Source organism: Streptococcus sp. 1171_SSPC (assembly GCF_001069335.1).
GTDB classification, from domain to species: Bacteria; Bacillota; Bacilli; order Lactobacillales; family Streptococcaceae; genus Streptococcus; species Streptococcus xiaochunlingii.
The window spans coordinates 1-13934 of sequence record NZ_JWAK01000037.1; the positions used below are offsets into that span (position 1 = coordinate 1).

15 protein-coding genes and 1 riboswitch are annotated in these 13934 nt (G+C 40.6%); of the genes, 1 reads left to right on the plus strand and 14 read right to left on the minus strand.

All coding sequences use genetic code 11. The features are described from left to right. From ADF75_RS07575 to ADF75_RS07620, 10 genes are all read right to left on the minus strand, one after another. A partial coding sequence (locus ADF75_RS07575) for an RpiB/LacA/LacB family sugar-phosphate isomerase (RefSeq protein WP_048789769.1) occupies positions 1 to 257 on the minus strand: 257 nt, incomplete at its 3' end. A gap of 16 nt (positions 258 to 273) precedes the next feature. Next, positions 274 to 699: a galactose-6-phosphate isomerase subunit LacA gene (gene lacA / locus ADF75_RS07580; protein WP_048789685.1), complete on the minus strand. Its 426-nt coding sequence runs from the start codon at positions 697 to 699 to the stop codon at positions 274 to 276. Positions 700 to 768: 69 nt separating this feature from the next. Next, on the minus strand, positions 769 to 1653 hold the full coding sequence (locus tag ADF75_RS07585) for an aldose 1-epimerase family protein (protein ID WP_048789686.1): 885 nt from the start codon (positions 1651 to 1653) through the stop codon (positions 769 to 771). A gap of 103 nt (positions 1654 to 1756) precedes the next feature. Continuing rightward, the gene (locus ADF75_RS07590; protein WP_048789687.1) at positions 1757 to 3232 is read right to left on the minus strand and encodes a PTS galactitol transporter subunit IIC; all 1476 of its coding nucleotides are present in this window, start codon (positions 3230 to 3232) and stop codon (positions 1757 to 1759) included. A gap of 96 nt (positions 3233 to 3328) precedes the next feature. Continuing rightward, positions 3329 to 3634 carry a PTS sugar transporter subunit IIB gene (locus ADF75_RS07595; protein ID WP_006148587.1) on the minus strand — a complete coding sequence of 102 codons (306 nt, stop codon included), beginning with the start codon at positions 3632 to 3634 and terminating at the stop codon, positions 3329 to 3331. Between the two features lie 39 nt (positions 3635 to 3673). After that, a complete protein-coding gene (locus tag ADF75_RS07600) occupies positions 3674 to 4150 on the minus strand; it encodes a PTS sugar transporter subunit IIA (RefSeq protein ID WP_048689142.1) in 477 nt (158 codons plus the stop codon). 208 nt (positions 4151 to 4358) lie between these two features. Beyond that, entirely contained in the window at positions 4359 to 5105 is a 747-nt protein-coding gene (locus ADF75_RS07605; protein ID WP_048789688.1) for a DeoR/GlpR family DNA-binding transcription regulator, read from the minus strand. Positions 5106 to 5431: 326 nt separating this feature from the next. Next, complete coding sequence (locus ADF75_RS07610; protein WP_048789689.1) at positions 5432 to 7006, minus strand: DEAD/DEAH box helicase; 1575 nt, start codon at positions 7004 to 7006, stop codon at positions 5432 to 5434. Between the two features lie 702 nt (positions 7007 to 7708). Further along, complete coding sequence (locus ADF75_RS07615; RefSeq protein ID WP_048789690.1) at positions 7709 to 8617, minus strand: magnesium transporter CorA family protein; 909 nt, start codon at positions 8615 to 8617, stop codon at positions 7709 to 7711. 81 nt (positions 8618 to 8698) lie between these two features. Beyond that, positions 8699 to 9079, minus strand: a complete 381-nt coding sequence (locus tag ADF75_RS07620; RefSeq protein ID WP_006596927.1) for a PH domain-containing protein — start codon at positions 9077 to 9079, stop codon at positions 8699 to 8701. A gap of 101 nt (positions 9080 to 9180) precedes the next feature. After that, positions 9181 to 9304, plus strand: a riboswitch (TPP riboswitch). A gap of 81 nt (positions 9305 to 9385) precedes the next feature. Between ADF75_RS07620 and thiT the strand changes: the two genes are divergently transcribed. Then, on the plus strand, positions 9386 to 9961 hold the full coding sequence (gene thiT / locus ADF75_RS07625) for an energy-coupled thiamine transporter ThiT (protein ID WP_048789691.1): 576 nt from the start codon (positions 9386 to 9388) through the stop codon (positions 9959 to 9961). Positions 9962 to 10077: 116 nt separating this feature from the next. Here thiT and ADF75_RS07630 read toward each other — a convergent pair whose 3' ends face one another. The 4 genes from ADF75_RS07630 to ADF75_RS07645 form a co-directional block, all read right to left on the minus strand. Continuing rightward, positions 10078 to 11622: a peptide chain release factor 3 gene (locus ADF75_RS07630; RefSeq protein WP_048789692.1), complete on the minus strand. Its 1545-nt coding sequence runs from the start codon at positions 11620 to 11622 to the stop codon at positions 10078 to 10080. 178 nt (positions 11623 to 11800) lie between these two features. Beyond that, positions 11801 to 12487 carry a TIGR02206 family membrane protein gene (locus tag ADF75_RS07635; RefSeq protein WP_048789693.1) on the minus strand — a complete coding sequence of 229 codons (687 nt, stop codon included), beginning with the start codon at positions 12485 to 12487 and terminating at the stop codon, positions 11801 to 11803. A gap of 22 nt (positions 12488 to 12509) precedes the next feature. Continuing rightward, the gene (locus ADF75_RS07640; protein WP_048789694.1) at positions 12510 to 13184 is read right to left on the minus strand and encodes a YwaF family protein; all 675 of its coding nucleotides are present in this window, start codon (positions 13182 to 13184) and stop codon (positions 12510 to 12512) included. Positions 13185 to 13212: 28 nt separating this feature from the next. Next, entirely contained in the window at positions 13213 to 13914 is a 702-nt protein-coding gene (locus ADF75_RS07645) for a YwaF family protein (RefSeq protein ID WP_048789695.1), read from the minus strand. Positions 13915 to 13934: the final 20 nt, after the last annotated feature.

Below are 13934 nucleotides of genomic sequence, written 5' to 3' on the forward strand. Positions count from 1 at the left end.
ACCAAGGCTGAACGAATTCCAGGAACCTTGTTAACAGCGTTGTTAATTCCAACACCAGTACCACAGATACATACTCCAAGATCAGCTTGACCACTAGCGACTGCTTCACCGACTTTTTTCCCAAAAATTGGGTAGTGGGTACGCGCATGGTCATAGGTTCCGAAGTCAAGGACTTCATAACCTTTTGATTTCAAAAATTCAGAAACAGCCATTTTTTCATTTGTGACAATATGGTCACATCCAATTGCAATTTTCATTCGTTTACTCCTCCCCTTAGCACATCTTGTTGAGCATATCGACACGGATTTGGTGGCGACCGCCGTCATACTTACCGTTTACAAAACCTTTGGCGATATTTTTGGCCAATTGCTCACCCACGATTTGAGCGCCCATGGTGATCATGCGAGAATTGTTGTGGCCACGAGTCATGTAGGCAGAACGCTCATCTGAAACTTCTGCCGCAACCATTCCTTTAATTTTAGTAGCGACCATGAATGGACCAGCACCATAGGCATCAATGACGATACCAAGATTGTCTTCTGCTTGTTTGACTTCTTTAGCGACAGCCAAGGTCACATCAACAAAGTCTTGCCCTTCTTCTGTAACATCCACCACTTGGAAACCTTCTGCTTCCAAATATTCTTTGACTACTTCTTTTAAGCGGATACCTGCTGCATCCGCACCAATAATAACTGACATATTATGCTCCTTCTTTTAATTCATTTTTCAATCAAATACAGAAACTTCTATATTCAACAACATTATTATCTATAAAATTTCGATTTCAAAACTTAGTTCAGCTGTTTGACCTGCTGGCAAGAGACGAACTTGCTTTTTATATTCCAAATAATCACTCTCTTCAAGGGAAGTGGATAAACCAGACCAAGGCTCTAAAGCGATAAAAGGTCCTTTATTTGGTGTTGTCCAGATGATCAAGTTTGAAAAATCTGGAAAATGAAGGCTTACTCCTTTTTCGTGCTTTTTAGAGCGAAGGGTCACCCTTCTTGATTGTAAACAATCTAAGGTGATGGCATCCTTTTGGAAGAGATCGTAATCGAGATTTAGGATTTTTTCTCTCTGTAAGAAAGGTGTCCGATCAAAGACGTTTAGCAAGCCTGTCTCTGGATAGGATTTTGGAATACTACAGGTCTCTTCTTGTTCGAACTCTAAGTAGTAATCTTCAAACCCTTCAGCCACCAGTAACGGACAATTAAATCCTGGATGGCCACCAACGAAAAAGGGCATGACTCCTTCTTCACCAAGATGGTGAACCCGATAGGTTACTTGAATCTTCTTACCTAGCAATTGATAGGAAATTTCTAATCTGAAATGATAGGGATATTGCTGATACATTTCTTCCGTATCTTCTATCCCAAAAGTCACCTGATCTTCTGTTTGCTCTACCAGCTCAAAGTTTTTCTTGCGAACCAGCCCGTGGCGAGGGATCTTCCCCACACCTTGAGGGCGATACATGGTTGTATCATTTCGAACCGAACCACAGATAGGAAAGAGAACTGGGGCTTGGCCACTCCAATACTGAGTATCACCCTGCCAAAGATATTCGATACCTTCCTGATCCTTGATAGAGGTCAGCTCACCACCTAACTCCTTGAAACAAACTTCCAGATCATTATTTTTTAAAGCTATCCTCATATTTCACTCCTTAGCATGTTATTTTAGAGAAAAAACTAGGCTACCCCTCCATGTCTGGAAAATTGATACCCTAGTTTTATCAAGTTACATATTTAGGAGCGGATTATTTTGCATTTGCTGCGTATTCTTCGTTACGTTTGATCATTTGTTTTCTGTACCATGCAAAGATTCCAACGTAGAATGCTAAGAAGGCAACAACACCAACAATAGCTTTGATGTCTCCTGTAGTTGCGTTACCAATAGTCCAACCAAGAAGTTTTTCAACTGGTCCTTCAAGAGTTGAGTGAGTGATCAATTGAGCTTTATCAACTCCTTCTGGGAAGGCATTGACACTTTTCGCCAATACTGTTGCAAATGGTGCGATAAGAGTACCTGAAAGAAGGAAGAGTGGCAACAAGAGTGTTCCAAATACGATCATACGGATCAATTTACCACGTGTTACAACCAACAAGGCTGGAGTCACACCCATAGCGATGATCCCTGCAAGTGGCAAGATACCATTTCCGACTTTAGAAAGAAGCACTGCTTCGATCAACATGATTGGTGCAAGTACGTTCGCACAAGCCCAGATTTCAGCACGACCAGCGATAAATGGCCAGTCCAAACCGATGTTGAATTTACGTCCTTGAAGACGTTTAGTAGCAACGTTTGTAATACCTTGTGACAATGGTTCTACCGCTGCGATGAACCAAGAACCGATCAATGAGAACAATTCCAAGCAGACACCGGCAGTCAAACCAAGGCTCAACCAACCTTTAATAACCAATTCCCAAGTTTTAGCATCAGCTACATCAGCAACTGGATGTGGAGTACCCATGATACCGATGACAATACCAAGAAGGAAACCGATAAAGAATTTAGATCCCCAGAAACCGATCTTCTTGTTCAATTTTGCTGCGTCGAAGTCGTATTTATCAAGACCTGGGAAGAATTTATCAAAGATTTTATCCAAGACCATGATGATTGGGTTCATCATGTAGTTCATGTGAGTTGATGTCATTGGTGAAGAACTAGGTGCATTCAACAAGTCATCAAATGTTGGTTTCATCAAATCTGAGTTGATGATCTTCATAATCCCTACGAGGACTACTGCTAAAGTGGCAACGAAGAGAGAAACTCCTGCGCTAACTCCATTTTTATCAGCATACCATTTAATCAAAAGACCTGTGATAGACAAGTGCCAGATATCGAAGATATCGACATCAAGTGTATCTGTTTTCTTCAAAGCTAGCATAGCAACATTGACAACCAACATAACTAGCAAGAAGTAAAGTGTCCAGGCAGACCCCCAAGTGATGGTTGCAAGTGGCGCCCAACCTACGTCTGTGATATTCAATTGAATACCAGTGTTCTCAACGAATTTTGCAAGAGACGCTGAGAAAGCTCCATTCAACATACCGATGATTGCACCGATACCAGTAAGAGCGATGGCAAGTTTAATACCACCTTCAAGCGCTTTGGAGAATTTCACTCCAAACAAAAGTGCCAATAGAGTTAGGACGATCAACATGATGATCGGTGCACCCATATCTAGAATGGGTTTGAAAAACTTATTGGCAAAATCGATAATGCCATTCATAATAAATCCTCCCGATTTATATTTTTATATTTTACAAAATTAAGAATGTCAGCAGTTCCCAGCATAGGAACCACTTACAAAATACAGATGAACAAATTAGCTTAAGCCGTGTTCTTTGATGGCTGCTTCAATATTGTCATATACCGGAGCGCTCATAGCTGGGATACGGAACAAGATTGGACCAGCTTCAACTACTGGAATACCAGGATCAAAGCCTAAATCTGTTGCAGCGATTGGTGTAAAGATATCATAACCTTTAATCAAGTCTTCATTGACATCTTTTACCATTACCGCATCACATTGTACATCATATCCACGGTTTGAAAGCTCTTCTTCTAGAGCACTTTTAATTTGGTGGCTTGAGTTAACCCCTGCACCACAGGCAGCTAAAATTTTAATCATTTGAATGACCTCCATTATAAATATATTTAATTGTTACTATTAAGCAATCGCTTCTGTGATATAGCGATATAAGTCTTCTTCAGTTTCCAATTTCGACATGTTTTCAAGATTTCCATTTGTCGTAAAGAAATCCATCAAATGCGCCAAAATGTTTGTTTGGCTGGAACTAGAATTGTTAATGATGAAGAATAAAAGAGAAACTTCTACTTCTTTATCAGGTGCGATCATATTGTGGAAGGTTACCGGATTTTTCAATCGAACAACTACAATATTCTCTGTCAGGTTATGGATGATATCCGTATGAGGAATCGCTACATTCGGAAGATCCTTTCCTAGAAATTCCATATCTAAACCAGTAGGGAACGATTTCTCTCTTTCTTTTAATGCAGCTCGATAAGAATCTGTCACAATCTGACGTTCTTCCAATAAAGTTGCAACTTGGTCAAACAATTCCTCTTGATTCGCAACATCTAGGCAAAAGACTAATTCCCGATTAAACAGTTGATTTAATCCCATCTTTTCACCCCTTCCACTTTTAAAATATCTTTTAATTACATGATAAGTATATCACTATATGAATGCGCTGTCAATTACAATATGTAATTTTTTGTTCTTTTTTGTTTGTTTTTTATAGATTTATTTATAACCCCTCCCCTATTAAAGGATATAAAAAAGACCAGAATCTGCTTGAATCCTGGTCTTTTAGCTGTTTATTTTCTAATTTTTACAAAATTTTTGTATAAGAATTGTATTTTTCTCGTACTTTTTTAGAGATAGAATGATCGGTAATCACCGCATCTAAATCATCTAGACGGTAAAAAGCATAAAAAGAATAGCTATCAAACTTACTGTTATCTGCTACTACATACTTTTCAATGGCATTGTTAAGAATAATTTTATTGCCGTTTCCTTCTTCTTCGTTTGCAGTCATTGCTGTATGACCATCAATTCCATTTACCCCAATAAAGGCTTTCGAAACCTTAATTTCCTTTAAGAGCTTATTTGCAAACTGTCCTACAAAGGTCTGTGTCTTAACCCTGTATCGACCTCCCACTAAAATGATGTCATAATTGGGTTGATCTTTTAATTTTTCAAAAATAGGTAGGGAATTGGTTACAATACTGACATGTTTCCCTTCAAGATAATCGCCAATAAAATCTGTGGTGGTCCCTGCTCCAATAAAAATTGTATCGCCTTCATCGATCAAAGCCGCACATTTTTGAGCAATTTCCCTTTTCTCTTCCACGTTCAACATGTTCTTTTCTGTATGGGAGACTTCTGTTAGACTATCCTTGATTTTTCGATGGGCCCCTCCATGAACACGAACCAACAATCCTTGTTCCTCTAAGTCCATCAAATCACGTCGAATAGTCATATCGGTTACACCCAAGAAATCGCTTAGATCCTTAACAGAGACTACTTCGTTTTTGTCCAACTCTTGTAAGATTGCTACATGTCTACTCTCTTTCATATGACGTCCTACTTTCCTATTTCTGCTTTCATTATACTATAATAGTGATCATTTTCAATAAGAAACAAACATTTTGTCCAATTTTTTCTATATTTACCACTTATTTTGTTGATCATTTTTGTAGATAAATTAAACTTTTTGTTCATTTTTTTAAAAAAAGTAAATTTTTTTTAGCAAATCTGTTGACAGGGCTCATAAAAAGTTGTATTCTTAATATGTTAACAGAATTGGTAACGCTACCACAGAGTGATAGCAAACGTTTTGTTTACGAATTTCGGTCTCCTTATAAATATACAAGGGTAAACAACTGTTTACCCTTGTATTTTTTATTTATCTCCTTTGTTACGAATCACAAAGCCTGTTTTCTTCTCGCTTGACGTATTGCGAGGTTTTTTATGATCCTTACGGTAACGCTTCTCTTTGTCAAAACGATCATTGGAACGACCACCCTTTCGGTAGTCATCACGACGACCATTGCCACGGCGATCACGATCTCGACGGTCATCACCACGGCGTCCACCGCGACCAGACTTGCCTTTTCCGCCAAATCCACCACCAGATGGTTTGAATGGTAATGGTTTTTCACGCGCAATTTCAACTTCTGGAAGACTATCTGGATCCTGAACCGTCAAGCTAAGGATGTACATGGCCAATTCTTCTGGGCTGAATTCTGCAGCCAATTTACGAGCATCCTTTGCAAATTTGTCGAAGTTACCTCGAATAGCTTCATCCGCAAAGTCACGTTCAATTTTCTTGAGTGCAACCTGTTTCTTAGCTTGGAAGGCTTCTTCTGCTGTCGCAGGTTTCAAGCCCTTCATGCGTTTCTTGGTCAAATTCTCAATGATTTGGAGGTAGCCCATCTCATTTGGTGCTACGAAAGTAATCGATTGACCTGACTTACCAGCACGACCTGTACGGCCAATGCGGTGAACATAGCTCTCAGGGTCTTGTGGGATATCATAGTTGTAGACATGGGTTACACCTGAGATATCCAATCCACGAGCCGCTACGTCTGTTGCTACGAGGACATCCAGATTGCCATTTTTGAAATCACGAAGGACACGAAGACGTTTGTTTTGGTCAAGGTCTCCATGAATCCCTTCTGCGCGGAAGCCACGGATCTTCAGACCACGAGTCAATTCATCTACACGACGTTTGGTACGACCAAATACGATCGCAAGTTCTGGTTGCTCAACGTCCATGAGACGAGTCATGGTGTCAAATTTTTCTTGTTCTTTAACTCGGATATAGTACTGGTCAACCAATTCTGTTGTCAACTCTTTAGCCGCAATCTTCACATGCTCAGGGTCTTTCATGAACTGAACACCAATCCGTTTGATAGCTTCAGGCATGGTTGCTGAAAAGAGTAAGGTTTGACGATTTTCTGGGACACGTGAGATGATGGCTTCGATATCTTCCAAGAAGCCCATGTTGAGCATCTCATCTGCTTCGTCCAGGATGAGGGTTTCAATGTCTTGTAATTTCAAGGCCTTGCGTTTGATCAAGTCTAGGAGACGACCAGGCGTTCCAACTACGATATGAGCACCTGATTTAAGAGCCTTGATTTGTTTTTCGATACTTGAACCACCATAAACAGAACGGACTTTTACTCCCTTGCTCCGACCAAAGCGGAAAAGCTCTTCCTGACTTTGCACAGCTAGTTCACGAGTTGGCGCGATGACCAAAGCTTGAATGGTCTGATCTTCTGTATGGATCTTCTCAAGGGTTGGCAAGCCAAAAGCTGCAGTTTTCCCTGTACCAGTCTGAGCTTGACCGATAACATCTTTTCCTTCAAGAGCCAAGGGAATAGTTTGTTCTTGAATAGGACTTGCTTCTACAAATCCTGCTTTATCAACTTCTGCTAACAATTCAGCAGATAAGTTCAATTCATTAAATTTCATGTTTTTCTTCTTTCTAAAGATGGTGCGAAGCCATCCTATAGCGCTTAGTTTATACTTTTCTTGTCATGACGTACTTTCAGTTTTCATGAAAGACCGTGTTGCTTCTTTTCCACTAAAGAAAAGTACTGCTTTTTTGCAACTTATCTAGTATACCATAGACCAGGGTTAAAAGATAGTAAAACGAAACAGGTTGAAAAGTTTTTAGTGGGTAACCCCTTTCAAATGAACTCTTTCCAACTTTGGTTCATTAGTATAACTCCTTATTTATTTCTTTTTTAAATTTGCAATAATAAAGAAGACTGAAAAGTCTCTTCTTTCATTTGAAGCACCTCACAAAAACAGCGTTACAATAGGCTTTCTAAAAATTTTTACTCACAAAAAATCCCCTTTTATTTTGGGATTATTTCCTTGATTTTTAAAATAAAAATATGTATAATGAATTTAGTATCTAGGATATTTCAGTATCATTAAAATGATTCATTCATTTAACTGATTCAACGATTCAATCCAATTATAAATTGTTTATAATCCACTCAGTACTTTTAAATCTACTCCTACTATTTCCAAGAAGATTTTGTACAGTCGATCACTTGTATCAAAACTGCCTCTTCTTCTTAGGGGAGGCAGAGTTAAAAATGAAGAATTTTCTGAAATAACCAAGATACGAAAGAGGTAAGGAATTTCTTCCCTACCTCTCTTTTTTTATCGTTTATGAGCAATCCAGCGCAAGATTCGTGATAAAATCAACCACAAGACGAAGCTAGCGATCGAAATATAAATCCAGGCATTGGGATCGTTTGTAAAGGGCAATGGAACGTTCATTCCAAAGAAACCAGTGACAACTGCTAAGACCGCTAAGAGGGCTTCTAAGATGGTCAAGGTTGTCAAATTATCATTCAGATTGTTATTCAGAATATTATTGTAGGAGCTAGACAATTGCTGCAAGACCTGAGAGTTTAACTCTGTCATGGAGGCCAACTGCCGGGCCTCAATCATGGCATCATCAAACTGTTCTTTTTCCACATCATCTAATTGACGATAGATCAGGTGAGCCTTGATATGTTCGAGCAACATGCGATTTTGCTTGGCCGCAGATACCAGATAGACCATACCCGTTTCCAAGTCCGAAAGAGCATAAAGGTTCTTACTGGTCGTAGTTTTTCGCAAGAGACGATTGATTTCGTCCTTATGTTTATCCAGACGCTCAATAATCGGATAATAAGCATTGCTGATCATCTCGAGGCCAGCAAATAAAAGTTTAAAGGTAGATAAGCTTTCATGAGCATCGACATAGCGCTCCATTTTTTCAATAACATAGGCATTATCCCGGTTACTGATGGTGACTAGTCGAGGCCCTTGAATAATAAAAGTCATAGGAATGGTTTCGTAATACTCCTTTTCCTTTTCCATATCCAATACATTATAGATAAAGGTCACAGTCCCATTTTCACGATTATAATCCATATGAGCACGTTCATTTTTATCCAGTGCATATTCAATGGTTTCTTGATCGATATCATACTTTTGATACAACTGGGAGGTTTCCGCAATCAAGTCAGAATCAATATTAATCCAACTCCGGCCATCTCCTAACTTTCTTTCAACGAACATTTCGTTTCCTCTTTACCTTATCTGCCAGTGCTCCTACCGATCATCCAAAATCACTATACGAGTCCTGTCCTCATTCACTTATCAACGCAAAACAGCTGCTGCCAAAGCCTGCTGGATTTCGATGACACTATTATCACTCTTAAATTGGAGTGTTTCTGATGGTTCTACAGCTGATGAAACCCAAATTTTTAATTCAGCATCCAAATCAAAATGACCAGATGTTTCTACTGAAAAACGCGAAATAGAACGATATGGAAGAGATTTATAAGATGTTTTCTTCCCTGTCATTCCTTGCTTGTCCACCAAAATGAGACGGTACTCAGTAAAGACAATCAAGTCACGAATCAAGCTAAAAGCCAAGGTTACCTGCTCACCTGGAACTAGGATATCCCCTAAATCTTTTTCAACCTTATCGACGTCTTTTTGAGAAGCATTGCCCATCAAACCTGCAAAAATACCCATGATTATTTCCTCCACAATTTGTACATTTTCTATCTTTATAACTATACCATATTTTTTGCGAGTTAAAAAGTTGCAGGAAGTTTTTTTAGATAGTATAATGTAAGAGTCACAAGAGGAGCAATTGCTGAGATTGGCTAGCTTGGATACCAGAGGTGTTCGTTACTGCCTAAACTCTTACCACCTGATCAGGTTAGGACCTGCGTAGGGATGTGTCTCAAAACAGAATGAAATAGAGAACTTCTATGACGTCGTTTTGGTGTGGCAACAAATGAGCCAATCAAAACGATTGGTATAGGAGGTTTTTTTATGTCGAAAACTACGGTTCGACCAATGATTGAGGTCGCTCTCTTAGCGACCATTGCTTATATTTTGGATTTGGTTACTCAACCCATGTCCTTAGGTCCTTGGATTTCTCTATCCTTTAAAATGGTTCCTATCTTTCTCCTTAGTTTCCGCTGGGGCGTCAAGGCTGGTGCCATGGGGGGATTCATCTGGGGACTCTTGCAAGTCGTAACGGGGGAAGCAGCTGGTGGTTGGTTGACTCCAATCCAAGGTTTCTTAGAGTATTTTGTAGCCTTCAGCTTGATTGGTCTGAGTGGAATTGTCAAACCTTCCCTTGATAAGGCTATCAGAGATAAAAAACGAGTTCAGACACTCACATATATTACTGCCGGAGTCGTCTTGGGTGGTTTTGCACGCTACCTCATTCACTACATTGCAGGGGTCATCTTCTGGGGAAGCTATGCTCCAGCTGGCCAAAGTGCCTACATTTATTCTCTTGTTGTGAATAGCTCGTCCTTCTTAGGGGAAACCATTGCTAGCCTCATTGTCTTCTTTATACTACAAGAATTTTTGGGAAGACTCCTTATTACAGAACAATAAAAAGCCAGCTCGCTTGAGCTGGTTTTTTCGGTTTATATATTCTATTCCCAAAGTAAGCCTAAAGAGTGGCTAGCGTCCAACAATTAGGGACTTTAGTTCCGATTATTGGTGCTGAGTTACATCTTTTCTTCCAACTCCACATCTGGATACTTGTCCGCAAACCAACGGAGGGCAAAGTCGTTTTCAAAGAGGAAGACAGGCTGGTCAAAGCGGTCTTTGGCCAAGATGTTCCGGCTTGAAGACATGCGTTCGTCTAAGTCTTCTGGTTTGATCCAGCGAACGGTCTTTTTACCCATTGGGGTCATGACCACTTCTGCATTGTACTCATTTTCCATGCGGTGCTTAAAGACTTCAAACTGGAGTTGCCCGACAGCACCTAACATGTATTCACCTGTTTGGTAGTTGGTATAGAGCTGGATGGCCCCTTCTTGCACCAATTGCTCAATCCCTTTGTGGAAGGATTTTTGCTTCATGACATTCTTAGCAGATACCTTCATGAAGATTTCAGGGGTAAAGGTTGGAAGTGGTTCAAATTCGAACTTGTTTTTGCCAACTGTCAGCGTGTCTCCAACCTGATAAGTACCAGTATCGTAAACCCCTATGATGTCTCCTGCTACGGCATTGGTCACATTCTCACGGCTTTCGGCCATAAACTGAGTGACGTTAGAAAGCTTAGCGCCCTTACCAGTACGAGGAAGGTTAACACTCATACCACGCTCAAATTCACCCGATACAATACGGACAAAGGCGATGCGGTCACGGTGACGAGGGTCCATATTGGCTTGGATTTTAAAGACAAAGCCTGAGAAATCCTTGTCATATGGATCAACAAGCTCTCCGTCAGTCTTCTTGTGGCCATGTGGTTCTGGAGCAAACTTGAGGAAAGTTTCTAAGAAAGTTTGTACCCCAAAGTTCGTCAAAGCTGATCCGAAGAAGACTGGTGTTAATTCACCCGCAAGGATGGCTTCTTCTGAGAATTCATTTCCAGCTTCTTGCAAGAGTTCGATGTCATCTTTCACTTGCTCAAAGAATGGATTGTTAGCAAAAAGCTTGTCTCCGTCTTCTAGACTCGCAAAGCGTTCGTCTCCTTTATAGAGTTCCAAACGTTGGTTATAAAGGTCATAGAGTCCCTCAAAGGCTTTCCCCATCCCAATCGGCCAGTTCATCGGGTAACTTGCGATGCCCAAGATCTCTTCCAATTCTTGCAAGAGGTCCAGTGGCTCGCGACCATCACGGTCCAGCTTGTTCATAAAGGTAAAGACTGGAATGCCACGGTGTTTGACAACCTCAAATAATTTCTTGGTTTGAGCCTCGATACCCTTGGCAGAGTCCACCACCATGACCGCAGCATCCACTGCCATCAAGGTCCGATAAGTATCTTCTGAAAAGTCCTCGTGCCCCGGTGTATCAAGGATGTTGACCCGTTTCCCATCGTAGTCAAACTGCATGACAGATGAGGTTACCGAAATCCCACGTTGCTTCTCGATATCCATCCAGTCAGACTTGGCAAAGTTTCCTGTTTTCTTTCCTTTTACAGTACCAGCTTCCCGAATCTCTCCCCCAAAGTAGAGCAACTGCTCTGTAATCGTCGTTTTACCAGCATCCGGGTGGGAGATGATGGCAAAGGTACGGCGTTTTTTAATTTCTTCTTGTACGTTCATGTTCCTATTTCTTTCTCTTCTTATTTTCTGACAAGTTTACAAATTCATCTCTACATCGGATTTCTCCTCAATTTCTCTATCTGTCCTATTATAGCGAAAATAGGCACTTTTTTCAACGATGATTCTTCTTTGAAATCAAAAAGGAAGACTAAAATCATACGATTCTAGTCTTCTTCAATTATATTGAATTACTTACTTTAACCCGCTCTCTTCTGCGACTGAAAAATACATTAAAGAGAAGCAAGGCTGCTGCTAGGATGCTGGAAACCACGACATAATTCACCAGGAGGCTGTCCCCTTTGATAATCGGTGGTCGGGCCATAAGTCCATAATTTCCTCCAGTGACTTGGTTGACACCAACTAGAAACATATCAAGGAAGAAGGTATAAAGAACAATTTCTCGATTTTTTAAGAGGCTCGAATCATAGCATCTCAAGAGATAAATCAAGGAATTAACCAAGAGACAGTAATGCCCTAAGAGAAAAGAAAAGCTCGTAATATGAGGGAAGGTATAGGGATCAAAGACCGGATAACCCAAGGCAAAGATCGCCCCACTGACTCCCATCAAGGCAAAGAACTGCTTGCTCTTCCATCGGTCTGGCAACAACAAGACAGCAAACATGGCCAAACGGCAATGGTACAAGGGTAAACTATTGGACCAGGGAAGTTGAAAAGCAAAATACCAGATATAGAGACAGATCAATTGAAATATTTGTAAGTTTCGAAAGATTTTTCGAAATTGTTCATTTTGATAGTAACGTAATGAAGCCCAAACTGCCATTAGGATTAAAAGAACCATGACCCCATACCAAAGGAGCGGGATAACAGGTGGTGCAGTGGATTCAGTTGTGAAAAAATGATGCATACGATCTCCTTATTAAGCGGATTCAGATGTTCTTTTTCTTACTGGACTTAACGATCACATTGATCAGGATAAGGGTTCCTGTCATCAGGATGGTCACGATCAAATAGTTGAGCACAAGTCCATGATCACCAAGTACAGGAGGGCGACGCATAAAGCCATAATTTCCACCTGTTACAAGATTAGCGAGCTGAATAATAGCATTAACCCCAAAAGTCATCTGACAGATTTTCCAGGCATCCCTTGCTTCCACCTGGTAGGATTGAACCAGATAGATCAAGCAATTGGCCAAGAGGGCCCAGTGCCCAAAGACATTGTTGATCGAGGATACGTGAGGAAAAGGATAGGGATAAAAGACGGGATGAACCAAAGCCATGATAGAGCCAAAGACTCCTATCAGGGCAAAATACTGCTTGAAACTTCCCTTAGGAGCCAAGAGAATGATCCACATGGCCATCCGGCTATGATAGAAGGGTAGGCTCTCTGAAAAAGGCAAGCATGCTGCAATATACCAAGCGTTGATAATCAGCAACTGGATCAACTGCCCCCAATACCAAAAGTTTTGATAGCCTTTGGAAGAGGCAAATCGAATAGACAGAAGACCCACCACTACCAATGATGTCGGCAACAAGAAATACCAAGCCCCCAATTGAGGAGGAGCCGTTGGTTGACTGGTGAAAAATAAATCCCAAAGAGTCATGTCTTCCTTACCTCAGCTCATCTAATTTCTATTCCGAATGCGAACCGACAGTCTCTTCAACCATCTTGTATTTGTACTTATAACGTTGGTTGACTAAGAAAATTCCAGCCACCATCACAAAGCTAACCAAGAGGTAGTTTAAGAGAGCACCGTGGTCGCCAATGATTGGTGGACGCCGTAAGAAGCCATAATCTCCTTTCGTCAAAACATTTATCAAGAAAATCAAGGCATTCATGCCAAAAGTGATCTTGAAAATTCTCAAGCTGTCTTGTTTTTCAGATTGATAATGATCCTGTAGGTAAATCAAACTATTGGCAAGCAAGGCCCAGTGACTAAAAATCAGATTCAACACAGTGATATGAGGGAATGGGAAAGGATCAAAGGCCGGATACACCAAGGCCGCAATCGATCCTAAAACTCCCAAGAGAGCAAAATATTGCTTGATATAGGTCCCTTTAGGGGCAAAGAGAATCACCAACATGGCCAAGCGGCAATGATAAAAAGGCAAATTATCCGTCAAAGGCATGTGGGCGAGAATATACCAAGCATTGATGGTCAGGACTTGGATCAACTGTGCCCAATACCAAAAGCGTTGGTAGCTTTTGGACTGTGCATATCTGATGGAAAAGTAACCAACCACCAACAAAGAGGCCGGCAGAATGAAATACCAGAGACCAAACCCAGGCGGGGCTGATTTTTGGTTTGTAAACAATAAATCCCAAAGTGTCATTTTCACATTCCTTTAATTTA